This is a genomic window from Nocardioides kongjuensis (assembly GCF_013409625.1).
Lineage (GTDB): Bacteria > Actinomycetota > Actinomycetes > Propionibacteriales > Nocardioidaceae > Nocardioides > Nocardioides kongjuensis.
In genome coordinates, this window is record NZ_JACCBF010000001.1 from 891,639 (window position 1) to 918,022 (window position 26,384).

Consider the following 26,384-nt stretch of genomic DNA (forward strand, 5'->3'; position numbering starts at 1 on the left):
GCAGGGCGACGCCCGACCGGCATCGCCGGTAGCTCCCTGCATACTCCTGAGCGGGCCGACACGCCAGCCCTGCGGGGCAGCCGGATCAGGCGTCGACGGGCCGCTCGTTGTAGGCACCTGCGAGCTCCTGGCCGGTCAGCGCGTGGATGGCGTCCATGATCTCGTCGGTCGCCTCCCGCCGCGCCCGGCCCGGCGCCACGCCCTCGAAGCGCCCGGTGAAGTCCAGCGGCCTCCCGAACCGCACGGTCACCTTGGCCAGCCGCGGGAACCGCGCGTCGACCGGCTGCAGCTCGTCGGTGCCGGTCAGCCCGACCGGCACCACGGGTACGCCGGCCGTCAGCGCCAGCTGCGCGACGCCGGTGCGGCCGCGGTAGAGCCGTCCGTCGCGCGAGCGGGTGCCCTCGGGGTAGATGCCGAACGCCTCGCCCCGACCGAGCACCTCGAGCGCCACGTCGAGCGAGTTGAGGGCCGCGCGGGTGTCGCTGCGGTCGACCGGCACCATGCCCAGGCCCTCGAACCAGGCCTTGCTCAGCCGGCCCTTGATCCCGGGGCCGGTGAAGTACTCCGCCTTCGCCAGGAACACCACCTTGCGGGGCGCCACGATCGGGATCACGACGCTGTCGGCGAAGCTGAGGTGGTTGCTCGCGAACAGGACCGGCCCGGTCAGCGGCACGTTGGCGACGCCCTCGATCGTCGGTCGCCACACCGCGCGAGCCAGCGGCGGGACAACGGAGTGGAGGACCTCGTACAGCACGGGGGTCAGCCTAGTTCCCCGGACGGACCCCTCCTTTCCCCATTCCACGGGATGCCACTGCACCGCCCCGCAGGGATCGTGGGAGGAGGGAGGGGCCACGAGGCCAGGAGGCCAGGCATGACGAGATGGTGCGGCCCCGACGAGGCCGGGTACGACGAGCAGCGCGCTGTGTTCAACGCCATGATCGACAAGCGGCCGCGCGTCATCGCAGCCTGCTCCGGACCCGCGGACGTCAGGGAGGCGCTCGATCGCGCGGCCCGCGACGGGCTCGCGGTCGCGGTGCGCTCGGGCGGCCACTCGGTGGCCGGCCAGTCGACCAACGACGACGGCCTGGTGGTCGACGTACGCCCCATGAAGGGGGTCGAGATCGACGTCGCCGCCCGCCGCGCGCGGGTCGGCGCGGGCTGCACGTGGGGCGAGCTCGACGCGGCCGCCCAGGAGCACGGGCTGGCCACGACCGGTGGCCGGATCTCCTCGACCGGCGTCGCGGGGCTGACCCTCGGCGGCGGCTCCGGTTGGCTGGAGCGCCAGTACGGCCTCAGCTGTGACAACCTGCTCGCCCTCGAGCTGGTCACCGCCGACGGCCGCGAGCTGCGCGCCGACGAGACCCAGCACCAGGACCTGCTCTGGGCGAGCAAGGGCGGCGGCGGCAACTTCGGTGTCGTGACCGCGCTGGAGCTCCGGCTGCACCCGGTCGGCCCGACGATCATCGGCGGGCTGATGCTGTGGCCGCTCGACCGCGGCCCGGAGGTCGCCCGCGTCTTCCGGGACTGGGCGGCCGGCGCGCCCGACGAGCTCGGCACCGCGCTCGTCGTGATCAGCGGACCGCCCGAGGAGTTCGTCCCCGCGCACCTGCAGGGCCAGCCCCTGATCGGCCTCGCCGTGTGCTGGAACGGCGACCACGCTGTCGGGAACGACCTGGTCCAGGTGATGCGAGACCTCGCCCCGGCGGTCGACCTGGTCGGCCCGATGCCCTACACCGCGTTCCAGTCGATGCTCGACCAGCCGGCGGGTCTGCGGCAGTACTGGAGTGCCGACTACCACGACAGCTTCCCCGACGACGCCCTCGACGTCTTCCTCGACGCCGGTGCCCGCCGTCCCTCCCCGATGAGCCAGCACCTGCTGCTCCCGTGGGGCGGCGCGCTGGCCCGCATCGACGCCGACTCCACACCGCTCAACCAGCGTGCCGCCCGTTGGGTCAGCCACCCGTTCGCGACCTGGCTCGACGAGTCCGAGGACGCCGCCAACATCGGCTGGGTCCGCGACTACCGCCGGGCGAACGCCCCGTTCACCACGGGCGGGGTCTACCTCAACTTCATCGGCGACGAGGGCGACGAGCGGATCCGCGCGGCCTTCGGTGACAAGTACGAGCGCCTCGTCGCCATCAAGTCGGAGTACGACCCCGACAACGTCTTCGCGGGCAACCAGAACATCCGTCCGCGTGCCACCGTCTGAGCAGAGGAGAAGCCATGTCCGACAAGCAGAGCATCGACACCCCGCACGAGCGTCGTGCCTTCCAGGACCACGGCCACATGGACGTCGTCACCCTCGGCGACTTCACCCTGGGCCGCGGCACCTTCGAGCCCGGCTGGCGCTGGTCGAACGACGTCAAGCCGATCGCCGGCACCGACTCCTGCCAGGTCCACCACACCGGGATCTGCCTCTCCGGCCGGATGACCATCAAGCCCGACGACGGCGAGGAGTTCAGCATCGGCCCCGGCGACGTCATCGACCTCGACCCGGGGCACGACGCCTGGACGGACGGCGACGAGGCCTGCGTCATCCTCGACACCGGCGTGGCGGCGTACGCCAAGCCGAGCTGAGGCGGCGACTGGGAGACGCCCTGCCGGCACCGGTTCTGACTGATTCCTGCATCGGCAGGCCCTGGGCCGATCGTCCTCTACGTTCTGCCCATGGTCGACGAGCTGCCCGCGCGGATCCGTCGCGGCTACGCGCTGGGCGGTGTCGCCACGGGCGTCTACGGCACGGTGCCGTCCCTGCTGCTGATGCCCTACCTCACCGAGGAGCTGGGCGTCGGCGCCCTGCTCGCCGGGCTCGTGGTGTTCGCGCCCAAGGCCTGGGACGTCGTCTGCAACCCGCTGGCCGGCCGCCTCAGCGACCGGGTGCGACGCCGCGACCGCCGCCGGCCCTTCCTCCTGGTCGCCGGCCCGCTCATGGGAGTGGGCCTCGCGTTCGTCTTCACCGGGCCGAGCGCGCCCTTCCTGCTCGCCCTGGCGTGGGTGCTGCTCGCCAACCTGGTCGCCGCGACGGCGTACGCGTTCTTCCAGGTGCCCTACCTCGCGATGTCGGCCGAGGTCACCGGCGACTGCGGCGTGCGCACCCAGATGATGGCGTGGCGGGTGGGCGTGGTGACCACCGCGATCGCGGTCTCCGGGGTGGTGGCGCCCTGGCTGGCGACGACCGCGGGCGGCTACCGCACGATGGGTGTCCTCGCCGGACTCGTCGTCCTCGCCGGCTCGCTGGCCGTGTGGTGGTGCACCCGCGGCGCACCCGTGGTCCGGGCCGAGAGCGCCGGGGGAGGACTGCGGGACCAGCTGCGGATCGTCCTCGGCAACGCCCACGCGCGAGCGCTGATCACCGCCCTGGTGCTGCAGGCCGCGGGCACGAGCATGCTCCTCGCCGCGGTGGCCTACGCCGCCCGGGTGCTCCTCGGTGACACCGCCACCGGCAGCTACCTGTTCGCCGCGTTCGTGCTGCCCGGCGTCCTGTCCGCACCGGTGTGGGCCCGGCTCGGTCGCCGGCACGGCAAGAAGGCCGGCGACCTGGTCGCGACGGCCGTCCTGGCCTGCGGCCTGGTCGCGATGCTCGGCGCCTGGTCCGGCAGCCTGGCGTGGTGCCTGGTCTGGTCGGCCGTCACGGGGGCCGGGTACGCCGGCATCCAGGTCTTCCCGCTCGCGATGCTCCCCGACGTCGCCGCCCACGACGCCCGCACCTCCGGGCACAACCGGATCGGCCTGTTCTCCGGCGTCTGGGCCGGCTGCGAGCTGCTCGGCTTCGCCCTCGGACCAGGGCTGCTCGGCGTGGTGCTGGCGGTCGGCGGCTACGAGGGCGGCCTCGACGCGTACGACACCCCGGCGCGGCTCGCCGTCCTCGCCGGCACCTCCGTCGTGCCATCCGCGCTGGTGCTGGTCAGCCTCGCCGCGATCCGCGCCTACCGCCTGGACGAGGCGCTGCGCGACGTCCCGTCCGGTCCAGCACCTGCCCCTGTCGCTTGACCGGGCGCAGCACGGTCAGCCGGCTGCGCACCTGCCAGCCCGGAGACAGCACGGCGAGCTCGGCCTCGATGCGGGGCAGCTGACCGAGCGAGGCCAGCCGGACCCCGAGGGTCAGGTTGCCGGCTCCGACCGTCTGCACGCAGCGGTGCACCGCTGCGTGCCCGGCCAGCGCCCGACCGGCCCGGTCGGGGTCGTCCGCCTCGACCTCCAGCAGCACGCCACGACCCAGGGCCGCGGCGGGCGTCGCCAGGTCGCAGCCCAGCTGGATCACGCCCGAGCGCAGCGCCCGGTCCAGGCCGCGTCGTACCGTCGGCTCCGAGCCGCCCACCCGCGCCGCGAGCTCCTGCCCGCTGAGCCGGGCGTCGTCGCCGAGCGCCGCGAGCAGCTCGTCGACCAGGCCGGCACGCGGCGGTGTGGGTCGCGGCTCGTCGGTGCGCGGGAGCAGCGCGCGCCGCTGCGAGGCCGAGCAGATCCCCAGGCGCCACCCGGCGTCCTCGGCGTGGACGGCGGCGACGACCCGGCGCTCCACGACGTCGGCACCGCACAGGCCCGCGAGCTCGTCGACGCGCTGGTGGACCTCGGCCAGTCCCGCACCGAGCACCACGACACCGAGGTCGGCCGCGCCCGACAGCAGGTCGACCGTGTGCGCCCAGTCCGGCGCCGCCGCGCGCTGGGCTGCCTCCTCGGCCGCACCGGGCGCCGTGCGCAGCAGCGCGAGCGTCGCGTCGACGTACGGCGTGAGCCGGGCCGCCGACGGCCGGACCACCCACCAGGCCAGGCGCTCCTCGTGCAGCCGCCGCCAGCGGCGGGCCGCGGTCACCGCGTCGATGTCGAGGACCGAGGCGATGGTCGTCCACGGCGCCCGCGGGTTCACCTGCAGCGCGTCGATCAGCGCGAGGTCGATCTCGGGCAGGATCTCGAGGTGACCGATCCCGTCATCGATGGACGTCATGTGAGCAGTCTTGCCCATCCCCGGCCAGGTGATGTCGGTTTCCGTCGCCCGGAGGCCACGCCGTGACGAGGTCCTAGGGTCGTCGACATGAGGCAGCGCACCGCCGACGTGGCCGACGTCGACCAGCTGATGGCGACCATCGAGGACCTGGTCGCGCTGGCGCCGCGCGCGACGGGGACGCCGGGCGGCGAGCAGGCCGCGGCGTACGTCGTCGACCGGTTCCGCCGCGCCGGCCTCGACGAGGTGTGGGTCGAGGAGAGCGACTCGTTCGCCTGGGAGGCCCTGTCGACCGCGCTGTCGGTCGACGGGGACGAGGTCGCGTGCGCGGCGATCCGGCACTGCGCGCTGACCGGCCACGAGCAGGTCGGCCCCCTCGGAACCGGTCCCGACGGCGTCGAGGCCGAGCTCGTGGACATCGGCGCCGACGGCGTCGGCGACCACGACGTCGCCGGCCGGATCGTGCTCTTCGACCTGACCTTCGACCTGCCGCAGTGGGCGCTGCTGCCGCTCAGCGAGTACGTGCACGACCCCGGCCGGCGGATGCTGAACCGTGAGGCGCTCGGCTCGCGCAACCCCTACATCACCTCGCTCACCCGCACGATGCGCGACGCCGCGGCCGCCGGCGCGCTCGGGGTGGTCGGCGTGCTGCGCGACTACCCGGAGTCGCTCGGCTACCACAACGAGTACTACCGCCGGACCCTGCTGACCCTGCCCGGCGTGTGGATCACCCGCAGCGCGGGGGATGCCCTGCGTCGCCGGCTGCACGCCGGCTCCGTCGCCTCGCTGCGGCTGGTCGCCGAGCGCCGACGGGTCACCGCCCGCACCGTGGTCGGCGTGCTGCACGGAGCATCGCCGGAGACGGTCATGGTCCAGTCCCACCACGACTCGATCGGCCCCGGCGCGGTCGAGGACGCCAGCGGTACGGCGGAGGTCGTCGCGCTCGCCGAGCACGCCGTCGACCGCGCGCGGTCGGGCCGTCCCTGGGCCAAGACGCTGATGTTCGTCACCTTCGACAGCCACTTCACCGGCTACCAGGCGCACCGGGACTTCGCCCGCCGCTACACGATCGACCCCGACTCGCCGTACCGGCTGGCGCTCAACCTGACCGTCGAGCACGTCGGGCTCCGCGCCCGTCGTACCTCGGACGGGGCATTCGAGACGCTCGACCACAGCGAGCCGCGCGCGTTCTTCGAGAACGTCTCGCTGCCGATGAAGCTCGCGCTGGTCCGCGCCGTCCGCCGCCACGGGCTCGGCGCGACCTCGGTGCTCAACGCCGGCCTGCTGGAGTTCACCCTCGACGGCATGCCCACCGACGCGTCGTTCACCTTCACCGCCGGCGTCCCCACGATCAGCCTGGTCTCCGGCCCGCTCTACCTGTACGACGACGCCGACACCCTCGACAAGATCGACGTCGACCAGCTGGTCCCCGTCGCGAACGCCTTCGCCGACCTGATGGCCTTCGCCGACGGGCGCGCCCCGGGGCGGCTCGGGATGGTCCCGCGTGCCGTGCGCAGGCGCCTGCCGCGGGGGCGCTGGTGAGCGCGGTCGTCGCCCGCGAGCCGGCGCGGGGGCGGGCGGCGCTCGCCGCGGCGGGGGAGTCGTGGCGGGTGTCGTACCCCTCGGGACGCTCCGTGCTCACCGGGCTGGTCCACCTGCCCGCCGGCCCTCCGCCCGCCGGCGGCTGGCCGGTCGTCACCTACGGGCACATGACCACCGGCGGCAGCGACCGCTCGGCGCCCAGCGCCGCTGTCGACGGGCACCCGGAGCTGCGGCGGATGACCCAGGGCGACGCCTTCGTCTCACAGCTGCTGGGGCGGCGGATCGCGGTCCTGCAGCCCGACTACGAGGGCCTCGGCAGCCCGGGCCCCCATCCGTACCTGGTCGGTCCCGCCCTGGCCACCTCCGTGCTCGACCTGCTCGTGGCCGCGCGTGCGTCCTTCGACCTGTCGCACCGCTGGGTCTCCGCGGGGCACTCCGAGGGTGCCGTCGCCGCCCTGCACGCCGCCGCTCTCGGCGCTCCGGCCGGTTTCTCGCTGGCGGGGTGCGCCGTGTTCGCCCCCGTCACCCGGATGGACCAGACCATCGGTCTCTCCCTGCGCTGGCCGCTCACCCCGCCCGGCTTCGGCGTCGTCCCCGCCCTCGTCGCCCTCATGATCGAGGGCGCCGCCACCGTCGATCCCGATCTGGCCGTGCTGGTGGACGGCGACGGCCTCAGCGACCGCGCCCGCCGGCTGTGGCCCCAGCTCCGCGAGCGCACCCTCACCGAGCTCGCCCACCGCTCCTCCTTCGGCGGCCTCGCCCCCGGTGCGCTGCTCGGAGCCCGCGGGGACGTCGTACGGGACCGGTTGCTGGGCTCCCTGCGCACCCACGACGTCGCCCGGCTCGCGCTGCCCACCGGGATGCCGCTGCGCATCGACGCCGCCGCCGCCGACGAGGTCGCCCCGTTCTGGCTGACCCGTTCGCTGGTCCGCGGCTACCGCGAGTCCGGCCTGCGGGTCGAGCCGCACTGGTGGCGCACCGGTCACTCCGGGGTGCTCGCCCCCGGTCGGGCGCCGCAGCCGGCCGCTGCGTGGGTGGCCGGGCTGCTCGTGCCCCGTTGACCCGCTGTATCAACCCGCCTCCCCGCGACTCCTCTCTGCATGAGCGGTGCCGCCGGCACCGCGCGAGCGAGGAGACAGGCGATGACAACACAGGACGCACCGTTCTCGCAGCGCGAGCTGTGGGAGCGTGACGACGTGCCGGTCGGTGACGACCAGCGGCCGTGGGGCTACGTCACCGAGTCGGCCCGGCTGCTGATGCCGGCCGACGGGGCCGAGGGTGAGGTCCGGCTGCGCGATGCGGGGGAGCAGTTCGCGGGTCTCCCGGTGCTGCACGCGGACCGCCTGCTGCTGCCCGGCGTGCCGGGGCGGGACGCCAACCTCGGGGAGGCGCTGACGCGCAGCCTCGCCGAGCGGGCGGAGGCGGCCCTGGTCCGCGACCGTCGTACGCCGCGCGATGCCCGGGGCGAGATCGGTGCCCCGTACCGGCCCCGTGGCGTGCCGTCGGGCATGCACCCGAAGGTCGTCAGCTCGCTGCGCGACACCGCGTTCGGCCTGAACGCACGCGGGACCCGCACACGACTGTCGAACCACAGCACCATCATCGGCGGCGAGTCGCGGTCGCTGGTCTACCCCGACGCCTACCCCTACACCGCGGTCTGCAAGCTCTACGTCTACCACCAGGCGACGCCGGGCGGAGCGTGGATCTACGACAGCGAGGCGACCGGCTACATGATCGGCCGGAGCACGATGATGACCAGCGGCCACGTCCAGCCCAACGCCGGCTCCGGCTGGATGATCAAGGTCGTCCCGGCCTGCTGGAACGGCCAGTCGGTGTTCGGCGCAGGCTTCCTGAGCTACGTGTCGGGCTACTGGTCGTGGAACTCCGACTCGGGCAGCGACATCAAGATCTGCGGCCTCTACGACCCGATCGGCGACCGCACGGGCTACTTCGGCTACCGCCACTACAGCTCGTCGTGGGAGGACGGTGACTACTGGACGATGGCCGGCTACCCCTACGACATCAGTCTCGCCTCGATGTCGCACGAGACCGCGATCGCCGTGCGTGACGACGACGACGGCGACGACATCAACGTCAACGGCTCCACCTACGACACCACCCAGGTCGAGAGCGACGCCGACGAGGCGTCCGGTGCGTCCGGTGCGCCGCTGTGGGGGTGGTGGGACGACGGCCCGTACGCGATCGGCGTCCACCACGGCGTGGAGTACGACGGCACGCTCTTCGGCACCGAGACCTACTCGTGCGCCTCCGGCGGCGACGGGTTCGTCGCTGCTGCGGGCTGGGGCCGCAGCATGTGGGGGTGAGGTGCCCCGGTCGTCGCCGGGGCCGGCGTGGTGCGCGGCCAGGTCCAGGCACAGCGAAGGACGAGCGCGAGCAGGGCGAGCTCCAGCACGACGCCGAGGCCGTAGAAGAACAGCCAGTCCGCTCCCACCAGGTTGAACGCCGTGACGGGGACGTAGAGCGAGGCCACGACCAGGTTCGCGGTGCGGCTCGCCCGGGCGGGCAGCGTCATCGACAGCACGATCATGAGGATCGGGATGGCGACCAGGGTCAGCGCCGCGGCCGAGAAGGTCTGGGAGAGGTCGAACTCGAAGACCCTGCCGTCCAGGATGTCCTCGACGACGCCGGGGGTGAAGAAGTTGAGGATGTCCACGTAGGCGTACAAGAACATGAAGGCGGTCCACGTCGCGGCGAGGCTGGCACGCACCGGGACCGGCTCGTCGTGCAGTGGGGCGGTGGGGTTGGTTGCGCTCATCGGGTCTCCGTGGTCGTGGTGGTGGTCGGTGGGTCCACGATCGCCGGGCCCGGCGGCGCAGGGCATCGGCCGCGGGGCCGCGGTCGCCCCGGCCGATGGCACGGTCCCTCTCTCGTACTTTCGGCGGGTATGCCGGGGCGCGTCGATCCCTAGGCTGGGGCCGTGGTCACCGTCCGGCGTTCCCTCCTCGACGAGCCGCGGCCTGCCGACGCCCCGCCCGTCGGTCGTCTCGACCGACTGCTGGTGGGCGTGTTCGCGGCTGCGGTGCTGGTCGAGGGCATCGCCCGGCCCGACGTGGCGTGGCGACCGCTGGTGACCGTGCTCGCCCTGGCGCTCGTGCCCGCCCTGCTCTGGCGGCGCAGCCGCCCGCTCGTGGCCGCCCTGCTCGGGTGGGGTGTCGCCGGGGTGCTCTCGGTCCTCGAGCTGACCCCCCACCACGGCGACCTCGACCTGTACTCCATGTCGGCCGTCCTGGTCCTGCTCCACTCCCTGGTGCGGTGGGGCTCGGGACGGGAGGCGGTGCTGGGGACGGCGTACGTGACCGTCGTCGTCGCGCTGGGGATGTACGCGACCTCCGCGGGCCGGGCCGACGTCTTCGGCGGGACCGTGCTCCTGCTGCTGGTCGTCGCACTCGCCGCGGTGTTCCGCTACCGCGCGGACCTCTGGCACCGGCAACAGCGCGAGATCCGCAACGAGGAGCGGGTCGCCCTGGCGCGCGAGCTGCACGACATCGTGGCCCACCACGTCTCGGCCATCGCGGTGCAGGCCCAGGCCGGCGGTGTCGTTGCCGGCGCCCAGCCGGAGAAGGCCGCCGAGGTCCTGGCCGCGATCGAGTCCGAGGCGTCGCGAACCCTGGCCGAGATGAGGTCGATGGTGCGGGTGCTGCGAGAGCCGCAGGCCGTCGCCTACTCGCCGCAGCGGGGTGTCGCGGACCTGCCTGCCCTGGCGCGCGCCGACGCGACGCCGGCCGTCGAGGTCACGCTGGACGGTTCGTTGACCCTGCTGGCGCCCGCCGTGGACGCGACGCTCTACCGGCTCGCGCAGGAGTCGCTGACCAACGCCGTACGGCACGCCCGGGGCGCGACGCGGGTCGGGATCGACGTACGCCGCGACGGTGCTGCCGTCAGGCTGCGGGTCACTGATGACGGTCGGATCGAGCCGGGTCCGGCCGCGGCGTCGGGCTTCGGTCTGCAGGGCATGGCCGAGCGCGCCCAGCTCCTCGGCGGCTCGCTCACCGCGGGCCCACGGCCCGAGGGTGGTTGGGTGGTCGAGGCCGTGCTGCCGGCGGCGGGCCCGGCATGACCGTCCGCGTCGTCGTGGCCGACGACCAGGACCTGGTCCGCACCGGCCTGGTGATGATCCTCGGTGCCCAACCCGGCATCGAGGTCGTGGGGGAGGCGGCGGACGGGCTCGCCGCGCTCGACCTGGCGACCCGGCTGCGCCCCGACGTCCTGCTCGTCGACATCCGGATGCCCGGCCTCGACGGCGTCGAGGTGACCCGGCGCCTGGCCGGGCCCGACGTGACGGACCCGATGGCGGTCGTCGTCATCACCACCTTCGACCTCGACGAGTACGTCCTCGGCTCCCTGCGCGCCGGCGCCCGCGGCTTCCTCCTCAAGGACGCCGGACCCGAGCTGCTGGTCCAGGCCATCCACGCCGCGGCCAGCGGCGACGCGCTGATCGCCCCCAACATCACCCGCCGGCTGCTCGCGACCTTCGCCGACCAGGCCCCGGCGACCCCGGTCCAGCCCGTCGACCCGCTCACCGAGCGCGAGGAGGAGGTGCTCTCGCTGGTCGCGCGGGGCCGGACCAACGCCGAGATCGCCACCGAGCTCTTCGTCGGCCTGAGCACGGTCAAGACCCACGTCGCGTCGTTGATGACCAAGCTCGGTGCCCGCAACCGCGTCGAGGTCGCGATGTGGGCCTACGACACCCGGCGCGTCCGGGCCGACTGACTCCGGTCCGCGAATGGGCTCACCGGGCCGGCGATCCGCTGTACGTTGTGCGGTGCCGCTCCGCGGTCCAGCGTCCTGACAGGAGACCCCATGCCCCACGACCGGCCCTTCACCCGGCAGTCCACCGTGCTCGAGCTGTCCTCGACGCTGCCCGGGCGCGCGTTCAAGGCGCTGATCGTGCGCCAGCTCCCTCCCGTCGCCACCGAGAAGGAGCGTCAGGAGCTGGAGGACATGACCGTCGGCCTCCCCTTGGAGACCTTGGTCGAGCTGTCCGAGGGCAAGCTCACCTGGGGGATCGCCGATTCCGTCGTCGACCTGGCGAACGGCAAGCCGCACCGCCTGATCCCTCGTGGTGTGGGCGCGGGTGCGGGCGTGCTGAAGAAGGTCACGCGCGCGGTCCGCCGCTGAGCCGTCATCGTCAGGTCGAGCCAGCAGACGGCGGGTCGCTGCCGCCGAGTCGTCCTCGGTCAGACGGTCGGGACGGTCCCGCCGTCGATCACGTACTCGGCCCCCACGATCGACGAGGCCCGGTCGGACACCAGGAAGCCGACCAGGTCGGCAATCTCCTCCGTCCGTGCGAAGCGACCGAGGGGGACTCCACCCAGGGCGGCGTGGACGCCCTGCTCGGCCTCCTCCCGGGTGCCTCCACTCGCCTCGGCGAGCTTGCCCAGGAAGTCCTCGTAGCCCTCGGTCTCGATGCCGCCGGGACTGATGGTGTTCACCCGGATGCCGTGAGGTGCGAGCTCGTTGGCGAGTCCCTTGCTGTAGGTGCGCAGCGCACCCTTCGCTGCCGCGTAGGGCAGGGTCGCCTCGTGCAGGGGCATCTGGCGCTGGATCGAGCCGAAGTGCAGGACCACGCCCGACCCGGCCTCGACCATGGCCGGGAGCAGCGCGCGATCGAGCCGGACCGCGCCGAGAAGGTTGAGGTTGATCTCGGTCAGCCACTGCTCGTCGGTGGCGGCGGCGAACCCGCCGGGTGGTGTCGTCGAGCCGCCCACGACGTGCACGAGGATGTCCAGCGCGCCGCCTTCTGCGATCCGGCGGGCGAGGGTGTCGGTGCCCTCGGGCGTCGAGGTGTCGGCCTCGACGAAGCGGTCGGGGCGCTCGTACCCGGCGGGCATCGTGCGGGCCGACACCCAGACGTCGGCTCCCAGCTCGCGGAGCCTCGCCACGACTGCTTGGCCCGACCCCCTGGTTCCGCCCGTGACCAGCGTCCGGCGGCCGTCCAGTCGGTCTCGTTCTGTGGTGGACATGGGTTCCTCCTTGAATGGTCGAGCGGCCGGTCAGCCGAGCACGATGTCCAGCTGGGCGATCCGGTCGCCGTCGAGCGCGAACCGGTAGTCCAGGTCCGCCTTCCCTCCGGGGAAGTCGCCCTCCAGGTGGTGGCTCACCACCCAGGTGTCGCCGTCGCGAACGACTCCGGTGATCTCGTCGGTGTAGGTGAACTCGGTTCCCGCCTCGCTGATGAACCGGCGCAGCGCCGCCTCGCCGCTGAAGGACTCCCCGACGTCGGAGATGACGGCCTGCGGGCCCAGGAGGTCCAGCGCGGCGTCGGCGTCGCGGGCCGCGTGGGCGTCGTTGAAGGCACGGATCGTGGTGGGCAGCTGCTGGGTGTCGGTCGGGGTGTTGGTGTTGTCGTCCATGTGGACGAGCGTGGGCGCTCGCGCGCCGCGAGGGTCAAGGGCTGGAGTCTCTCCCCGGGGGAGAGTGCACACTGCTGCCATGTTGGCGATCGGTGAGTTCTCCCGGATGACGCACCTCAGCATCCGCACGTTGCGGCGCTACCACGAGGCGGGGTTGCTCGAGCCGGAGACCATCGACGTCTCCAGCGGCTACCGGTACTACTCGCCCGACCAGATCCCGGTCGCCCAGGTCATCCATCGGCTGCGGGAGCTCGACGTCCCCTTGTCCGACGTCCAGCGCATCCTTCGCTCTCCGGACCCGGAGCAGCGAGCTGCGCTGGTCGCCCAGCACCTCGAACGGTTGGAGTCCGAGCTCGCTCGCACCCGCGCGGCGGTCGGCGCCCTGCGTCGCTTGCTGTCCCCGGAGCCGGCGCCGCTGCAGGTGGAGGTCCGCGCGGAACCCGCAGTCACAGTGGCGGCGGTCGAGGACGTGGTGGGGGAGGGCGACGTCGAGGCCTGGTACGCCGGCGCGATGGCCGAGCTCGACGCAGCGCTCGGTCCCGGGGCCGAGCACGGACCGCCCGGCGGCCTCTACGACAACGCTCTCTTCGAGAGCGGTCGTGGGCGCTTGCTGCTCTACCGGCCGGCTCCGGAACCACCCACCCGCGGCCGGGTCCGCCCGGTCACCCTGCCCGCCGTCGAGCTCGCCGTCACCACCCACCAGGGCGAGCACGACGGCATCGACGTGACCTACGGCGAGCTTGGCTCCTGGGTGGCCGGCAACGCGTTGACGGTGGCGGGACCGGTACGCGAGCGCTACCTGGTCGGCCCGCGGGACACCGACGACAGCGCTGCGTGGCGCACCGAGATCGGGTGGCCCGTGTTCCGCGTGGCGCCCAGCCCCTAGGTTCCGTCGTCCGCCGTCTCCGCCGGTTGCCACGAGCGTCCGTCGCCCGCCCGCCGGCGCCGACGGACGCCAGGTCTACGGGCACCTATGTCCGACGTCGGCCCGGGAGCGATCAAGGGTGACGTCCCGCGTCGTGGTGGAGTTTCCTCGACACCGTGCGGGTCAGTGGTTCTCATGATGCCGTCATGAGTTCGGGCTTGGCCACCTCCTGCTCGGTCTTGTTGGTGCCGGTGATGAGTTCCATGGAGTGTTCGGACAGATAGCGACGTTCGGCGGTGACCTGCCATTCGTCGTGGGCTTCGACCAGGACGGCCCCGGCCAGCCTGAGCAGGGCCTCGGGGTTGGGGAAGACGCCGACGACGTCGGTGCGGCGTTTGACCTCCTTGTTGAGCCGCTCCAAGGGGTTGGTCGACCAGATCTTTTTCCAGTGCGACACCGGGAACCCGGTGAACGCGAGGAGGTCGTCGTGGGCATCACGCAACATCTGCTCGACCTTGGGCAGCTGTTTGCCGAGCATCGCCGCGATGACCTCGAACTGCTCACCAACGTGCTCGGCGTCGGGTTGGGCGAAGATCGTGCGGATTGCGGCGGCGACCATCTCAGCGTTGCCCTTCGGTACGACCGCGAGGACGTTGCGCATGAAGTGGACCCGGCACCGCTGCCAGCTCGCGCCGACAAAGACAGCGGCGATCGCTGTCTTCAGGCCGGTGTGGGCGTCGCTGATGACCAGCTGGACACCACCCAGGCCGCGGGCCTTCAGACCGCGCAGGAACGCGGTCCAGAACGCCCCGTCCTCGCTGTCCCCGACGTCGAACCCGAGGACCTCACGGCGCCCGTCGGCGGTGACTCCGGTGGCGATCACGACGGCCTGGGACACCACGCGACGGTTCACGCGGGCCTTGCAGTAGGTGGCGTCGAGGAACACGTACGGGTAGGTGATCTCGCCCAGCGACCGGTCGCGGAACGCGCCGACTTCCTCGTCGAGGTCCGCGCAGATGCGGGAGACCTCGGACTTGCTGATCCCGGTGTCCGCGCCGAGTGCTTTGACCAGGTCGTCGACCTTCCTGGTCGAGACACCGTGGAGGTAGGCCTCCATCACCACCGCGAACAAGGCCTGGTCGACCCGTCGTCGGCGTTCGAGCAGTGAGGGGAAGAAGGATCCCGACCGCAGCTTCGGGATCCGCAGTTCCAGGTCGCCGGCGGTCGTGGACAGGGTCCGCGGCCGGGAGCCGTTGCGCTGTGTCGTGCGTTGGTCGGTGCGTTCCCAGGGGCCGGCGCCGATCACAGCGGTGAGCTCGGCGTCGATCAACGCCTGGTAGATCGTCTGTGCCGCGGTGCGGACGCGGTCCTCGACCCCGCCGGCCTGCATGGCTTCAAGTACCTCGAGTAGTGCAGCATTGTCCAAGGCCATCGTGCTTCGTGTCCTATCCGTGAGTGTCTGTCGCAAGTACTCACTGACCGTCGCACGATGGCCGCCTACGTCACCGGCAACACGACGAACCTCAACGCCGAGGAACTACACCACTCGGCGGGACGTCACCGCGATCAAGCGGGCGGAAGGCAAGGCTTCCGCGAGTTGTACCGGATCTGTGACCGACGAGCGGCTGACAACAGCAAACGCCGCCGAGTGACCAAGGGGTCGCTCGGCGGCGTTTGTGCAGGTCAGCGGCTGTTCGTTGCGGTCATTCGGCGTAGCTGGACGACCGCAGCCGGAGGCCCGGTCAGATGTCGTAATACTGACTGACTCACCCATGTCGACCTGCGTGAACGTCGAAGATGGCCGGCTGTTTGTACCGCAGTTGTGACAACCTACCCCGATTCGCGGCGGCGGGCACGGCTCGAAATCCAGGAGAAGGCCCGCGCCTCTCTACTCGCCTGGCGGACAAGGCGCCTCGGTTCCGCCATTCGTTGCGCAGCGGCGTAGGGGCGGCTGGCTTGGGCCTTCAGTTGGCGAGGAACTCGGCTGCGGCGGGCGCGAACTGCTCGTGGAACTGGAAGATGCCACCGTGTCCGGAGTTCGGGTAGATGATCAGTTCGCTGCCCTTGATGCGGCGGTGGAGATCCTCGGACAGGACGGTGGGGACCATGCGGTCGTGGTCGCCGTTCGCGATGAGTGTGGGCTGGGTGAACGTCGACAGGTCGGAGGGCGCGGAGCGGCCGAACTTCTGGATCGCCTTGAGCTGGGTGCGCAGTGCCTTGAGGGTGATGTCCTTGTCGCGGTCGATGTCGCGTTCCTGGAGCCGCTTGACGAAGGCCTTCCCGGCTGCCTTGCCCGTGGCGTCGCGGTTGAAGAAGAGGTACTCCTTGGGGTCGGAGCGGGTCAGGGTCGCGCGGAGGATGTCGTAGTAGGTCACGCCGACGACCTTGTCCATGTCCTTGCCGCCGCGCGGCCCGGTGCCGGTCAGGACAAGCCGGCGGACCAGGTCGGGGTGCTTGACGATCAGGTCCTGGGCGATCATGCCGCCCATCGAGAACGAGAAGACGTCGATCTGCTCGAACCCTAGAGCGGTGATGAACTCGTAGGCGTGGTCGGCTGCCTCCTCGAGGGTGGCTGGCACCTGGCCGGTCGAGGCTCCGACGCCACGCTGGTCGAAAGTGATGACGTGCCGGTTTTCGGCGATGGGATCGACGATGCGGGGGTCCCAGTTGTCGAGGGTCGCGGCGAGGTGGACGAAGAAGACGACCGGGATGCCGCCCTTGGGGCCCAGCTCCCGGTAGGCGTACGTCACCCCTCCCGCGCTGACGGTGCGGGCCGGGGCCTGGGCGTAGGAGGTGATGACGGGGTCGTTGCCGGTGGCGCTCATGAAGGGCTCTCGATTCATTGGTGGAGGACGGGCGCGCCGTGCGTGACGCCCAGGTGTCGCCGGCGGCTGCTGGTCCGGCCGGCGGAGAGCAGGGTCATCGCGTGACGACGATCTTGCCGGCGGCCTTGCCCTGCTCGACGTAGGCCATCGCGTCGAGGGTGCGGTCGAAGGGGAAGGCACGGTCGAGCACGGGACGCAGCGTGCCTGCGTCGTACAGGTTGGCGAGGGTGGCGAGCTGTGCGCCGCTGGCCCGCATGAAGAAGAAGGAGTAGCGCACACCCAGCTTCCTCGCGCGGCGGCGGACCTTGCGGCTGAGCAGGGCCATGACCGGCTTCAGCAGGGGCTGTCCGAGCTGGGTTGCGAAGGCGGGGTCGGGCGGGCCGACGACGCTGATGGCCAGGCCGCCGGGCTTGAGGACCGTCAGGGACTTCTCGAGGCTGGCGGCTCCGAGCGAGTCGAGGACGACGTCGTACCCGGACACGACCTGGGTGAAGTCCTGTCGGGTGTAGTCGATGACCTCGACGGCGCCCAGTGCGCGGACCTTGTCGACGTCCTTGGTGTGGGCCGTCGTCGCGACGTGGGCACCGAGGTGCTTGGCGACCTGGATCACCGTCGAGCCGAGTCCGCCGGCGCCGGCGTGAACGAGCACCTTCTGCCCCGGACGGACGTCGGCGACGTCGACGAGTGCCTGCCAGGCGGCGAGCGCGACCAGCGGGACGGCCGCGGCTTCCTCGAACGACAGGGAGCTCGGCTTGAGCGCCACGTCGTCGGCGTCGATGGCGAGCTGCTCGGCGAAGGCGCCGATGCGCAGGTCCCGCGGCCGCGCGTAGACCTCGTCCCCGACCTCGAGGCCGCGGACGTCGGCGCCGACCTTCGTGATCACCCCGGACAGGTCGTGGCCCAGGACGAACGGACGCTTGTACTTCAGGAGCTGCTTGAACTCGCCGTTGCGGACCATCTTGTCGAGGGGGTTGATGCTGGCGGCCCGGATGTCGACGAGCACGTCGCGCGGCCCGACGCTCGGTGCCGGGACGTCGGCAGCCTTGAGCCCGTCAGGGCCGTAGTGGGTGACGACGAAGGCCTTCATTCGGGTTCCTGACGGTTCGGGTGGACGGGAGGATGGGGAGCGGTGGCCAGGGCCACCGCATTGGCGTACGCCGCCGCGAGCATGCGGTCGGACAGGTCGGGGTCGGTGACCGCGCGGGCCGCCTGGAGGGATCCGACGAGCAGCGAGAAGAGCCCGATCGCGCGCCGCTCGGTCTGGTCCGGGTCTCCGTTGTCGAGGTGACGTGCGATGGCCTGGATCATCGCGGTCGCGCCCGCGGTGTAGGCCTCACGGACCGCCACGTCGCACCGCCCGATCTCGTCCAGGAGGGCCGCTGAGGGGCAGCCGCCGGCGAGGTCGTCGCGATGGGCGGGGGAGAGGTAGTACTGCAGGTACTGCTCGACCGAGGCGAGTCCGGCCGGCAGGGAGTTCACGACGGCGACCTGGGCCTCGAGCTGCTGCGCCACGACCGCGGCGACCAGGTCGTCCTTCGAGGAGAAGTGGCCGTAGAAGGCGCCGTTGGTCAGGCCGGCGTCAGCGACCAGGGTCGCGATGCCGGAGCCGTCGATGCCGTCGCTCTTGAACCGGCGCCCGGCCGTCTCGATCATGCGACGCCGGGTCGCCTCCTTGTGCTCCGGGCTGTAGCGCGCCATGGGGTCCATCTCCTCTCGGGGGCTTGCGGGAATCGTAGCATTACGATCATACTATTACGACCGTACTGCAATTTCGAAATCTGGAGTCGTCATGGCCTTTCTCGCTGATCCGCTCGACCTTCCGTCCGGCGTACGCCTGCCCAACCGCATCGTGAAGGCGGCGATGAGCGAGGCCCTGGGCGACGCTGACAACTCGCCCGACAACCGGATCGTCACCCTCTACCGCCGCTGGGCGCAGGGTGGCTACGGACTGCTCGTCACCGGGAACATCATGGTCGACCGGGCACACCTGGGGGAGCCGGGCAACATCGTGATCGAGGACCGTCGCGCCCTGCCGCAGCTGACGGCGTGGGCCAAGGCCGCGCACGACGGGGGTGCGCTGATCCTCGCGCAGCTGAACCACCCCGGCCGCCAGTCCAACCTGCTCGACGTCGGCCACCGCCCGGTGGCCCCGAGTGCCGTCCCGCTGGCGATGCCCGGCGCCGCCACGCCGCGTGAGCTGACCGCAGCCGGGATCGAGGACGTCATCGAGCGCTTCGCGACCGCCGCCGCGGTCTGCGAGGAGGCCGGGTTCGACGGCGTCGAGCTGCACGCGGCCCACGGCTACCTGATCACCCAGTTCCTCTCGCCCCTCACGAACCTGCGCACCGACGAATGGGGAGGCAGTCCCGAACGACGGATGCGGTTCCTGATCGAGGTCGTCCGGCGCGTGCGCGCGCGGGTCAGCCCCGGCTTCGCCCTCGCGGTGAAGCTGAACTCCGCCGACTTCCAGCGGGGCGGCTTCACCGAGGACGACTCGCGCGCCGTCGTCGCCGCGCTCGCCCAGGAGGCCGTCGACCTGATCGAGGTCAGCGGCGGGAACTACGAGGCTCCGGCGATGGGTGGCTCGGAAGCATCCTCGACCCGGGAGCGGGAGGCCTACTTCCTCGACTACGCACGGTCGGTACGACGTGAGGCCGGCGCGATCCCGATCGCGGTGACCGGCGGCTTCCGCAGCCGCGCCGCGATGGAGGAGGCGCTCGCGTCCGGGGACTGCGACGCCGTCGGCATCGCCCGCCCGACCGTCACCGCGACCGATGCCGCGGCCGGCATCCTCGAGGGACGCGTGGCCACGCTCGAGACGCACGATATCCGCGCTGGCATGCGAGGGCTGCTCGGCCGCGTCACCGACCTCAAGGCACTCGACGGCTTCCTCAACATCAGCTGGAACACCGACCAGCTCCACCGGTTGGCGCGAGGCATGGAGCCGGACCTGGACCGGGGGCCACTGGTCACCGCCGTGGCGATGCTGCGTCGCAACGGTCGGGTCTCCCTCGTCCCGCGCAGAGGGCTGAAGTGAGTCGCGCCGCCTACGACCTCGCCGACAAGGTCGTCCTCATCACCGGCGGCAACGGCGGGATCGGCGCCGCGACGGCCCGCACCCTGCTCCGTCGCGGCGCGCGCGTGGTGATCGCCGACATCGACCCGGCGACGCCCGGTCGTGCGACGGACCTGCATCCGATCCATTCCCTGGGCTGCGTCGCCGACGTCCGCGACCCCGCCACGCTCGAGGCCGCCGTGGCCCAGGCGGTCGACCACTTCGGGCGACTGGACGTCGTGATCGCGAACGCCGGACTTCTCGCGAAGGCGGCCACCCTGCGCAACACGCCCACCGCCGACATCGAGGCCACCCTGGCGGTGAACGTCACAGGCGTTGCGAACACGGTGACCGCGGCTCTGCCCCAGGTGATCGCCAGGCAGGGGCAGGTCGTCCTGATCAGCTCGGTCTTCGCCTTCCTCAACGGCATGGGCACGATCCCGTACGCCATGAGCAAGGCGGCCGTCGAGCAGCTCGGACGCGGTCTGCGCATCGAGCTCGCCGACCACGGCGTCTCCGTCCTCACCGCGTACTTCTCCCTCGTCCAGACCGACATGATCGCGCGCGGTGTCGACGAGGACCCGGTCGTCATGGAGCTGCTCGGCGCGCTGCCCAAGGCGATGCTCAAGCGCATCACCCCGGAGCAGGCCGCAGCCGGCATCGCGGACGGACTCGAGAGCCGCGCGGTGCGGGTCATCCGCCCGAACCTGTGGGGCCCGGTGTCCTCCCTGCGGGGCGTCCTCAACCCGACGCTCGACACCCGCTTCAGCCGCGACCGCCGCATCCTCGACGTCCTCGCCCGACTCGACTCCCGCCCGGCGGCCGTCGTACCCACGCCCGCAGCCACGTCTGCAGCACCCTCACGAAGGAAGAAGCCATGACCACCGCCTGGAAGACCACGCCCACCAAGACGATCCACGTCGGCGGCACCTCGTTCGCCTACCGCGAGCTGGGCGAGCCCGGCGGCGTACCGGTGGTGTTCCTGCACCACCTGACCGCCGTCCTCGACGACTGGGACCCGCGCGTGCTGGACGGCGTCGCCGCACGGCACCACGTGATCGCGTTCGACAACAGGGGCGTCGGGAGCACCGGCGGCCGGGTGCCCACCGACGTCGCACAGATGGGTGCCGACGCGATCGCCTTCATCCGGGCGCTGGGCCACGACCAGGTCGACCTGATCGGCTTCTCCCTCGGTGGGGGCGTGGCCCAGATGGTCGCCCTCCAGGAGCCCGACCTGGTCCGCCGGATGGTGCTCGCCGGCACCGGCCCGCGGGGCGGCGGGGGCATCTGGAAGATGCCCTTCATCGTCGGGGGTGCCTACGCCAAGGCCTTCCTGAGCCGGAAGGACCCGCGTCACTTCCTCTTCTTCCCGCGCACCCGGGAGGGCAAGAAGGCGGCCAACGCCTACTTCGCGCGGCTCGCGGAGCGTACGTCGGACCTGGACACGCCGATCTCCCGGCAGGCCGGCATCGCGCAGGTGCGCGCGATCACCAGCGCGGGACTGCACCGTAGTGACGACCTGTCGCAGATCAAGATCCCGGTCCTCGTGGCCAATGGCGACAACGACCTGATGGTCGCCAGCGAGCACTCCAAGGACATGGCCGCCCGACTGCCCGACTCCCGGCTCCGGATCTACCCCGACTCCGGGCACGGCGGCGTGTTCCAGTACCACCACGAGTTCGTGCCCGAGGTCCTCGACTTCCTGGGGGCGAGCTGATGGGCGGAGCCGACTTCGTCACCATCGACGCCTTCGGGCGGCCGCCGGGCGGTCGGCTGCGGTGGCGACGTGACCTGGCGCGCGCGATCGGCAAGGGCGTCGACGGCCTGCGCGGCGGGTCGGTGAACTACGCCAACAACGGCACCCACGCCCTCGTGCCCAGCCTCGTGCCGGGCGGGTGTGCGCTCGTGGCGGCCTGGGGGTCGCCCGAGGCGGCCGAGGCGGCGTTCGCCGGCCCGCTGTGCGGCGCGATCGACGGCCCTGGCCGGTTCAGCATGGACGGCGAGGTCGTGCGGGTGAGGATCGACTCGGAGTCCGAGCGCGACGACTGGCACGGCTGGCGGCCCAGCGCCGAGGGGGCCGATCCGCTCGCGGAGGACGAGCCCATGGTTGCGATCGTGCATGGCATCCTGCGCCACGGGCGGCTCCTCGAGTTCGTGCGCAACAACGCGCACGCAGCGAGCAGGGCGGCCCACCACCCCGGGCATCGCGGCAGCATCGACATCTCGTCCCACCTGCCGTACGAGCACACCTCGATCAGCCTGTGGAAGACCTACGGCCTGGCGCAGGACTTCGCCTACAAGAAGGGCGGCCACGCGAGCGCCATGACCCATGCGTTGAAGGAGAAGACCCATCGGGTCGGCGTCTTCCTCCAGGCCCGGCCGCTGGCCTGCACCGGCACGCTCGGGACCGACCGGCCGCCGTACCCCCAGCTGCCGGAGGCCCGGCGAGCGGGCCTGTAGCCGGGAGCGCGGGCACCCGGTCCGCTCAGGGGCCCGGGTGCCAGGCGCGCCGGAGCGCGGTCTCGTGCGAGGCGAGGGCGGAGGCGTGGTCGGCGCCCAGGCCGACGCAGAAGGTGACGCCCATCGGGACCAGTACCTGCCGGACGGGGTCGGCGAATTCGGCGAAGTGCTGGGAGAGCTCGAGCGCGATGTAGCCGTGGACGAAGCTCCAGAGCGCGCCGGCCGCCGCTCTCGGGTCCTCGACGGCGAGACCGCCGACGGAGCCCAGCCGCGTGGCTGCCTCGACGACGTGGGCGTACGCGGTGTTGAACGCTGGGGAGTGGCCGGCACGACGCTCGCCCTTCGCGGACGTGGGGCGGTAGGTGGCGCGGGTCGAGAGGCCGAACATGGCGTCGTACAGGTGTGGGTTCGCCCGCGCGTAGGACAGCGTGGTGAGGGCCATCGTGAACAGGTCGGCCACGGGATCGTCGCTCGCCCCGACCTCCGCGAACGCCTGCCCCAACTGGTCGAAGCCGTGATCCTCCACTGCGCTGAGCAGCTCGGGGACGCCGCCGAAGTAGTTGTAGACGACCATGCTCGACATGCCGGCCCGTGCAGCCACTGCCCGGGCCTTGATGGCCGAGGGCCCTTCCTCGGCGAGCATGGCTACGGCTGCGGCGATGAGTCGATCAGGGATGTCGTTCGCCGGGCCGTCGGTCGCCGTGGAATCTCTCGCCATGGTCGTCATCGTCCCAAACCGGCCGCAGGGACGTGGGCCATGGCGTGCTCGGCCAACGCGGTGATCGTCAGCGCAGGGTTGACGCCGGGGTTGGCCGGGAGGGCGGCTGCGTCGCAGACGACCAGGTTCTCGTAGCCGAAGACGCGGAGTCGGTCGTCCACGACGCCTGTGTCGGGACTCGCGCCGATCACCGCTCCGCCGAGCACGTGGGCGGTCATCGGCCGGTTCCCGAATGCCTCGAACACGCTGCTCTGGGCGATGCCCCCGGTGCGCTCGGCCAGCCACCGTGCGACCTGGTGCCCTGCGTCGATGTACGTCGGGGCGGGGCGTGCGTCGTCACGTCCGGTGGTGAGCCGGTATCCGCTCCCCAGGACCCGCTTCCTCGCCGTGAACCGGATCGCGTTGTCCCGTGGCTGCATGACGAGCATCATCAGGGTCCGTGCGCTCCAGCCCGAGCGCATCGTCGCCAGCCAGCGTCGGGGGTGCCGCAGCACGGTGCCGAGCCAGCGCAGCAGGCGGCTTACGGCAGGGCCCTCGCCGACCAGGACCGTGAACATCAGCCGCATGAAGTCGCCGCGCGGACCATAGGTGAGGAACTCGATCTGGGTGTCGCCGTCGACGACCACTCGACTGCTCGCGGTCACGTCGCGCCACGTGCCGACGTCCTCGGGGAGCAGGACCGACAGCACGGCCTCGCTGTTGGTGCGGACGAGGTGACCCAGACGGTCGCTCACGGCGGGCAGGGACCCGCGGTGCTTGCAGTCCGCGAGGAGGGCGTTGGTGCCCACCGCGCCGCCGGCGAACACGACGCCGCGCGTCGTGATGCTGGTGCGCCCTCGTCGCCACCTGGTGCCGGGCCGGCGAGTCGAGACCCGGTAGCCGTCGCTCCCGTCCGCGGCCCCGAGCGGGGTCACGTCGACGACCTCGCGCTCGGCGAGGATCCGGGCGCCGTGCCTCTGCGCGAACCAGAGGTAGTTCTTGGTGAGTCGGTTGGCGGCACCGGTGCGGCAACCCGTCATGCACTGCCCGCACCGGGTGCATCCCGTGCGATCGGGCCCTTCGCCACCGAAGTAGGGATCCGGCACGGTGACACCGGGCTCGCCGAAGAAGACGGCCACGGGCGCCGGCGCGAAGGCGCCCCCGAAGCGGTCCGCGACCTCGCGCATCAGGCCGCTGGTCACGGACTCCCAGGGCGTCCGGCTCGCCCCGAGCATCCGCTCCGCTGTGCGGTAGTGGGGTTCGAGGTGCTCCCGCCACGGTGCGAGCTGCGTCCACTGGGAATGACCGAAGAAGGCCTCGTGGGGGCGGAAGAGGACGCCGCCGTACACCAGGCTGCCGCCGCCGACCCCGGTCTGGGTGGAGCTGAAGACGTGCCGGAACAGGACGTTGCGCATGATCCCGCGCAGTCCCAGTCTCGGCGCCCAGACGAATCGGCGACGGTCCGAGGCCGACGTGGGCAGCTCGTCGTCGGCGTACGCCCGTCCGCGCTCGATCACCGCCACCCGGTGGCCCTTCTCGGCAAGGCGCAGGGCTGCGACGCTCCCGCCGAAGCCGGACCCGACGACGACCCAGTCGCAGTCCGTCTCGTGGCCGAGCGGGGGATGGGTGGCATTGCTCACGGCGTCTCCTCGAGGGGTTGTCGGCTCAGGATAACTTCGTTATCGTGATGGGACAAGCGGCGGAGCACCGCCGTCGCAGACCCGCAACGGAGACCGGTCATGGCACAAGAAGTACGAGGCAACCTCGCAATCGAGGACCGCGGCGCGGTGCTGGTCGCCCGCATCGACGGCGGTCCACTGGGGCTGTTCGGCAACGACATCGCCGAGCAGCTCGACGCGCTTGTCGACCGGGCCGACAGCGATCCCGCGGTCCAGGCCGTGGTCTTCACCGGAACCCACCCGGAACGGTTCGTCTCCCACGCCGAGGTGCGCTGGCTGCAGGAGGGCGGGGCGACCGTGCCCTCGGTGGGCGTGCGCGGCGCGTCCGTCCTGGCCCGCACGGCGCGGGGAGTGAACCGGGCCGGCGGCATGAAGCCTGCGCTCGGCAGGACGCCGCTGTGGCCCGCCGTCCAGCTGGAGCGGGTGCACCAGACCTTCCTCAAGATGAACCGCAGCGGGGTCGTCTTCATCGCCGCCCTCAACGGCTCCGCTCTCGGCCTCGGCGCCGAGTTCTGCTGGGCCAACGACCTGCGCGTCATGGCCGACGGCTACTTCGTCATCGGCCAGCCCGAGGTGCTGCTCGGGATCATGCCGGGCGGCGGCGGCAGCCAGCGGCTCCCCCGCCTCGTCGGCAACCACCAGGCACTGCTGGCGATCCTGTCCGGTGAGCCGTTCACCCCGGCCCGGGCTCTCGAGATCGGCGCGGTGGACGACGTGGTGGCGCCCGATCAGGTGCTCGACCGCGCGATCGAGCTCGCCGAGCGCCTCGGATCACGGCCCAAGCCGTCGAGGGCGGCGATCAAGCGATCGGTGTATTTCGGGGGGTCGGCGAGCCTGGAGGAGGGGTTGCACATCGAGCGCTCCGAGTTCCTCGCCACTGCGCTCTCTGACATCGGCCAAGAGCTGATGCTCGACTACATGGCCAACACCGAGGCCTCCGGGGAGCTGCCGCTGTACCAGCCTGGCGTCTACGAGCAGGTCCTCGAGACGGGCACCACCCGCGGCGCCGGAGCGAAGGGAGCGGTCGCATGACCGGACGCAACGGCTACGACGTGACGCGCCACGACATCACCTTCGACTCCGACGGAGACACCTGCGCGGCCTGGCTCTTCCTTCCCGACGGCGTCGAGCGCCCCCCGGTGGTGATCCTGGGCCACGGCCTGGGCGCCACCCGCGAGATGCGACTGGACGCCTTCGCCGAGCGCTTCGCACAGGCCGGGATCGCCGCGATCGCCTTCACCTACCGCCACTTCGGCGACTCCACCGGCCAGCCTCGTCAGCTGCTCTCCATCAAGCGGCAGCTGGCCGACTGGGACGCCGCCATCGCGCACGCCAAGACCCGCGGCGACGTCGACGGCAGCCGCATCGCGGTCTGGGGCAGCTCCTTCGGGGGCGGACACGCCATCATCGTCGCCTCGCGCCACCCCGAGCTGCGCGCCGCCGTCTCGCAGTGCCCGTTCACCGACGGTCTCGCCTCCGCCCGCGCGCTGGGGCCCATCGGCACCATGAGGCTGCTCCCGACTGTCGGGGCCGATGTCTGGTCGGCGATCCGCGGCAGGGAGCCCCGTCTGCTGACGTTGGCCGGTGCGCCCGGAGAGAAGGCGCTCATGACCGCGCCCGACGCCCTGCCCGGCTACCAGGCACTCGTCCCCGAAGGCACGACCTTCGTCAACGAGGTCGCGGCGCGCGTTGCGCCGACCATCACCTGGCACCGGCCCGGGAAGGCGGCGAGGAAGGTCAAGGTGCCGATCCTGTTCTGCGTCTGCGACCACGATTCCGTCACCCCCGCCGAGGAGACCCTCGCCTACGCCCGGAGTGCACCGAAGGGCGAGATCAAGAGCTACGACGCCGGCCACTTCGACATCTACCTCGGGGAGGCCTTCGAGGAGATCGTCATGGACCAGACCGAGTTCCTCACCCGGCACCTCGGCATGTCCAAGGACTAGAC

General features: G+C 71.8%; 27 protein-coding genes. 16 read left to right on the forward strand and 11 right to left on the reverse strand.

Features of this window, described 5'->3' with window-relative positions:
- Nucleotides 1–85: 85 nt before the first annotated feature.
- Nucleotides 86–754, reverse strand: a complete 669-nt coding sequence (locus BJ958_RS04200; protein ID WP_273516975.1) for a lysophospholipid acyltransferase family protein — start codon at nucleotides 752–754, stop codon at nucleotides 86–88.
- A 117-nt stretch (nucleotides 755–871) separates the two neighbouring features.
- Here BJ958_RS04200 and BJ958_RS04205 point away from each other — a divergent pair, with 117 nt between their 5' ends.
- The 3 genes from BJ958_RS04205 to BJ958_RS04215 all read left to right on the forward strand — a co-directional run bounded on the left by BJ958_RS04205 (nucleotide 872) and on the right by BJ958_RS04215 (nucleotide 3,990).
- Nucleotides 872–2,209, forward strand: a complete 1,338-nt coding sequence (locus BJ958_RS04205) for an FAD-binding oxidoreductase (RefSeq protein WP_218865594.1) — start codon at nucleotides 872–874, stop codon at nucleotides 2,207–2,209.
- A 14-nt stretch (nucleotides 2,210–2,223) separates the two neighbouring features.
- Nucleotides 2,224–2,577, forward strand: coding sequence for a cupin domain-containing protein (locus BJ958_RS04210; RefSeq protein ID WP_179725683.1), 354 nt, complete (start codon nucleotides 2,224–2,226; stop codon nucleotides 2,575–2,577).
- 90 nt (nucleotides 2,578–2,667) lie between these two features.
- Nucleotides 2,668–3,990: an MFS transporter gene (locus BJ958_RS04215; RefSeq protein WP_179725684.1), complete on the forward strand. Its 1,323-nt coding sequence runs from the start codon at nucleotides 2,668–2,670 to the stop codon at nucleotides 3,988–3,990.
- Here BJ958_RS04215 and BJ958_RS04220 read toward each other — a convergent pair.
- A complete protein-coding gene (locus tag BJ958_RS04220) occupies nucleotides 3,905–4,942 on the reverse strand; it encodes an AsnC family transcriptional regulator (protein WP_179725685.1) in 1,038 nt (345 codons plus the stop codon). The genes BJ958_RS04215 and BJ958_RS04220 overlap by 86 nt on opposite strands.
- Nucleotides 4,943–5,029: 87 nt before the next feature.
- Here BJ958_RS04220 and BJ958_RS04225 point away from each other — a divergent pair, with 87 nt between their 5' ends.
- From BJ958_RS04225 to BJ958_RS04235, 3 genes are all read left to right on the forward strand, one after another.
- Entirely contained in the window at nucleotides 5,030–6,481 is a 1,452-nt protein-coding gene (locus BJ958_RS04225; RefSeq protein WP_179725686.1) for a M28 family peptidase, read from the forward strand.
- Complete coding sequence (locus tag BJ958_RS04230; protein ID WP_179725687.1) at nucleotides 6,478–7,542, forward strand: lipase family protein; 1,065 nt, start codon at nucleotides 6,478–6,480, stop codon at nucleotides 7,540–7,542. Before BJ958_RS04225 ends, BJ958_RS04230 begins: the two co-directional genes overlap by 4 nt.
- Before the next feature lie 81 nt (nucleotides 7,543–7,623).
- Nucleotides 7,624–8,805 (forward strand): trypsin-like serine peptidase, encoded by a 1,182-nt coding sequence (locus tag BJ958_RS04235; RefSeq protein ID WP_179725688.1) that lies wholly within the window; start codon nucleotides 7,624–7,626, stop codon nucleotides 8,803–8,805.
- On the opposite strand, the gene BJ958_RS04240 is transcribed toward BJ958_RS04235, so the two are convergent.
- Nucleotides 8,736–9,257 (reverse strand): DUF6326 family protein, encoded by a 522-nt coding sequence (locus BJ958_RS04240; RefSeq protein WP_179725689.1) that lies wholly within the window; start codon nucleotides 9,255–9,257, stop codon nucleotides 8,736–8,738. The genes BJ958_RS04235 and BJ958_RS04240 overlap by 70 nt on opposite strands.
- 162 nt (nucleotides 9,258–9,419) lie before the next feature.
- On the opposite strand from BJ958_RS04240, the gene BJ958_RS04245 reads away from it, so the two are divergent.
- The 3 genes from BJ958_RS04245 to BJ958_RS04255 all read left to right on the forward strand — a co-directional run bounded on the left by BJ958_RS04245 (nucleotide 9,420) and on the right by BJ958_RS04255 (nucleotide 11,620).
- Nucleotides 9,420–10,559: a histidine kinase gene (locus tag BJ958_RS04245; RefSeq protein WP_179725690.1), complete on the forward strand. Its 1,140-nt coding sequence runs from the start codon at nucleotides 9,420–9,422 to the stop codon at nucleotides 10,557–10,559.
- A complete protein-coding gene (locus tag BJ958_RS04250; protein ID WP_179725691.1) occupies nucleotides 10,556–11,212 on the forward strand; it encodes a response regulator in 657 nt (218 codons plus the stop codon). The genes BJ958_RS04245 and BJ958_RS04250 overlap by 4 nt, the downstream gene beginning before the upstream one ends.
- 90 nt (nucleotides 11,213–11,302) lie before the next feature.
- Nucleotides 11,303–11,620, forward strand: a complete 318-nt coding sequence (locus tag BJ958_RS04255; RefSeq protein ID WP_179725692.1) for a hypothetical protein — start codon at nucleotides 11,303–11,305, stop codon at nucleotides 11,618–11,620.
- 59 nt (nucleotides 11,621–11,679) lie between these two features.
- Here BJ958_RS04255 and BJ958_RS04260 read toward each other — a convergent pair whose 3' ends face one another.
- Together BJ958_RS04260 and BJ958_RS04265 are read right to left on the reverse strand one after the other, a co-directional pair.
- Nucleotides 11,680–12,465 (reverse strand): SDR family oxidoreductase, encoded by a 786-nt coding sequence (locus BJ958_RS04260; RefSeq protein WP_179725693.1) that lies wholly within the window; start codon nucleotides 12,463–12,465, stop codon nucleotides 11,680–11,682.
- 30 nt (nucleotides 12,466–12,495) lie between these two features.
- Entirely contained in the window at nucleotides 12,496–12,855 is a 360-nt protein-coding gene (locus BJ958_RS04265; protein ID WP_179725694.1) for a nuclear transport factor 2 family protein, read from the reverse strand.
- A gap of 79 nt (nucleotides 12,856–12,934) precedes the next feature.
- On the opposite strand from BJ958_RS04265, the gene BJ958_RS04270 reads away from it, so the two are divergent.
- Nucleotides 12,935–13,741, forward strand: a complete 807-nt coding sequence (locus tag BJ958_RS04270) for a MerR family transcriptional regulator (protein WP_179725695.1) — start codon at nucleotides 12,935–12,937, stop codon at nucleotides 13,739–13,741.
- Between the two features lie 172 nt (nucleotides 13,742–13,913).
- Here BJ958_RS04270 and BJ958_RS04275 read toward each other — a convergent pair whose 3' ends face one another.
- The 4 genes from BJ958_RS04275 to BJ958_RS04290 form a co-directional block, all read right to left on the reverse strand.
- Entirely contained in the window at nucleotides 13,914–15,152 is a 1,239-nt protein-coding gene (locus BJ958_RS04275; protein WP_179725696.1) for an IS256 family transposase, read from the reverse strand.
- Nucleotides 15,153–15,684: 532 nt separating this feature from the next.
- Nucleotides 15,685–16,545: an alpha/beta fold hydrolase gene (locus BJ958_RS04280; protein WP_179725697.1), complete on the reverse strand. Its 861-nt coding sequence runs from the start codon at nucleotides 16,543–16,545 to the stop codon at nucleotides 15,685–15,687.
- A gap of 94 nt (nucleotides 16,546–16,639) precedes the next feature.
- Nucleotides 16,640–17,632, reverse strand: a complete 993-nt coding sequence (locus BJ958_RS04285; RefSeq protein ID WP_179725698.1) for an NADP-dependent oxidoreductase — start codon at nucleotides 17,630–17,632, stop codon at nucleotides 16,640–16,642.
- Nucleotides 17,629–18,243, reverse strand: coding sequence for a TetR/AcrR family transcriptional regulator (locus BJ958_RS04290; protein ID WP_179725699.1), 615 nt, complete (start codon nucleotides 18,241–18,243; stop codon nucleotides 17,629–17,631). The genes BJ958_RS04285 and BJ958_RS04290 overlap by 4 nt, the downstream gene beginning before the upstream one ends.
- A gap of 91 nt (nucleotides 18,244–18,334) precedes the next feature.
- Here BJ958_RS04290 and BJ958_RS04295 point away from each other — a divergent pair, with 91 nt between their 5' ends.
- Genes BJ958_RS04295 through BJ958_RS04310 form a run of 4 tightly spaced genes read left to right on the forward strand, consistent with a single transcriptional unit; the run spans nucleotide 18,335 to nucleotide 22,060 of the window.
- Nucleotides 18,335–19,582 (forward strand): NADH:flavin oxidoreductase/NADH oxidase family protein, encoded by a 1,248-nt coding sequence (locus BJ958_RS04295; RefSeq protein ID WP_179725700.1) that lies wholly within the window; start codon nucleotides 18,335–18,337, stop codon nucleotides 19,580–19,582.
- Nucleotides 19,579–20,481, forward strand: coding sequence for an SDR family NAD(P)-dependent oxidoreductase (locus BJ958_RS04300; protein ID WP_179725701.1), 903 nt, complete (start codon nucleotides 19,579–19,581; stop codon nucleotides 20,479–20,481). The genes BJ958_RS04295 and BJ958_RS04300 overlap by 4 nt, the downstream gene beginning before the upstream one ends.
- Complete coding sequence (locus tag BJ958_RS04305; protein ID WP_179725702.1) at nucleotides 20,478–21,317, forward strand: alpha/beta fold hydrolase; 840 nt, start codon at nucleotides 20,478–20,480, stop codon at nucleotides 21,315–21,317. The genes BJ958_RS04300 and BJ958_RS04305 overlap by 4 nt, the downstream gene beginning before the upstream one ends.
- Entirely contained in the window at nucleotides 21,317–22,060 is a 744-nt protein-coding gene (locus BJ958_RS04310) for a hypothetical protein (RefSeq protein ID WP_218865596.1), read from the forward strand. Before BJ958_RS04305 ends, BJ958_RS04310 begins: the two co-directional genes overlap by 1 nt.
- A 25-nt stretch (nucleotides 22,061–22,085) precedes the next feature.
- On the opposite strand, the gene BJ958_RS04315 is transcribed toward BJ958_RS04310, so the two are convergent.
- A complete protein-coding gene (locus tag BJ958_RS04315) occupies nucleotides 22,086–22,778 on the reverse strand; it encodes a TetR/AcrR family transcriptional regulator (RefSeq protein WP_179725703.1) in 693 nt (230 codons plus the stop codon).
- 5 nt (nucleotides 22,779–22,783) lie between these two features.
- Entirely contained in the window at nucleotides 22,784–24,397 is a 1,614-nt protein-coding gene (locus BJ958_RS28940; protein ID WP_179725704.1) for a GMC oxidoreductase, read from the reverse strand.
- 99 nt (nucleotides 24,398–24,496) lie between these two features.
- Between BJ958_RS28940 and BJ958_RS28380 the strand changes: the two genes are divergently transcribed.
- Together BJ958_RS28380 and BJ958_RS04330 are read left to right on the forward strand one after the other, a co-directional pair.
- Nucleotides 24,497–25,468: an enoyl-CoA hydratase/isomerase family protein gene (locus BJ958_RS28380; RefSeq protein WP_179725705.1), complete on the forward strand. Its 972-nt coding sequence runs from the start codon at nucleotides 24,497–24,499 to the stop codon at nucleotides 25,466–25,468.
- A complete protein-coding gene (locus BJ958_RS04330) occupies nucleotides 25,465–26,382 on the forward strand; it encodes an alpha/beta hydrolase (RefSeq protein WP_179725706.1) in 918 nt (305 codons plus the stop codon). Before BJ958_RS28380 ends, BJ958_RS04330 begins: the two co-directional genes overlap by 4 nt.
- Nucleotides 26,383–26,384 lie beyond the last annotated feature (2 nt).

Coding starts and splice junctions, on each gene's coding strand:
- BJ958_RS04290 (WP_179725699.1), bottom strand. CDS start 18,243: ATGGCGCGCTACAGCCCGGAGCACAAGGAGGCGACCCGGCGTCGCATG.
- BJ958_RS04205 (WP_218865594.1), top strand. CDS start 872: ATGACGAGATGGTGCGGCCCCGACGAGGCCGGGTACGACGAGCAGCGC.
- BJ958_RS04235 (WP_179725688.1), top strand. CDS start 7,624: ATGACAACACAGGACGCACCGTTCTCGCAGCGCGAGCTGTGGGAGCGT.
- BJ958_RS04255 (WP_179725692.1), top strand. CDS start 11,303: ATGCCCCACGACCGGCCCTTCACCCGGCAGTCCACCGTGCTCGAGCTG.
- BJ958_RS04265 (WP_179725694.1), bottom strand. CDS start 12,855: ATGGACGACAACACCAACACCCCGACCGACACCCAGCAGCTGCCCACC.
- BJ958_RS04280 (WP_179725697.1), bottom strand. CDS start 16,545: ATGAGCGCCACCGGCAACGACCCCGTCATCACCTCCTACGCCCAGGCC.
- BJ958_RS04220 (WP_179725685.1), bottom strand. CDS start 4,942: ATGACGTCCATCGATGACGGGATCGGTCACCTCGAGATCCTGCCCGAG.
- BJ958_RS04225 (WP_179725686.1), top strand. CDS start 5,030: ATGAGGCAGCGCACCGCCGACGTGGCCGACGTCGACCAGCTGATGGCG.
- BJ958_RS04315 (WP_179725703.1), bottom strand. CDS start 22,778: ATGGCGAGAGATTCCACGGCGACCGACGGCCCGGCGAACGACATCCCT.
- BJ958_RS04210 (WP_179725683.1), top strand. CDS start 2,224: ATGTCCGACAAGCAGAGCATCGACACCCCGCACGAGCGTCGTGCCTTC.
- BJ958_RS04285 (WP_179725698.1), bottom strand. CDS start 17,632: ATGAAGGCCTTCGTCGTCACCCACTACGGCCCTGACGGGCTCAAGGCT.
- BJ958_RS04215 (WP_179725684.1), top strand. CDS start 2,668: ATGGTCGACGAGCTGCCCGCGCGGATCCGTCGCGGCTACGCGCTGGGC.
- BJ958_RS04260 (WP_179725693.1), bottom strand. CDS start 12,465: ATGTCCACCACAGAACGAGACCGACTGGACGGCCGCCGGACGCTGGTC.
- BJ958_RS04295 (WP_179725700.1), top strand. CDS start 18,335: ATGGCCTTTCTCGCTGATCCGCTCGACCTTCCGTCCGGCGTACGCCTG.
- BJ958_RS04270 (WP_179725695.1), top strand. CDS start 12,935: ATGTTGGCGATCGGTGAGTTCTCCCGGATGACGCACCTCAGCATCCGC.
- BJ958_RS04305 (WP_179725702.1), top strand. CDS start 20,478: ATGACCACCGCCTGGAAGACCACGCCCACCAAGACGATCCACGTCGGC.
- BJ958_RS04310 (WP_218865596.1), top strand. CDS start 21,317: ATGGGCGGAGCCGACTTCGTCACCATCGACGCCTTCGGGCGGCCGCCG.
- BJ958_RS04250 (WP_179725691.1), top strand. CDS start 10,556: ATGACCGTCCGCGTCGTCGTGGCCGACGACCAGGACCTGGTCCGCACC.
- BJ958_RS04240 (WP_179725689.1), bottom strand. CDS start 9,257: ATGAGCGCAACCAACCCCACCGCCCCACTGCACGACGAGCCGGTCCCG.
- BJ958_RS28380 (WP_179725705.1), top strand. CDS start 24,497: ATGGCACAAGAAGTACGAGGCAACCTCGCAATCGAGGACCGCGGCGCG.
- BJ958_RS04275 (WP_179725696.1), bottom strand. CDS start 15,152: ATGGCCTTGGACAATGCTGCACTACTCGAGGTACTTGAAGCCATGCAG.
- BJ958_RS04330 (WP_179725706.1), top strand. CDS start 25,465: ATGACCGGACGCAACGGCTACGACGTGACGCGCCACGACATCACCTTC.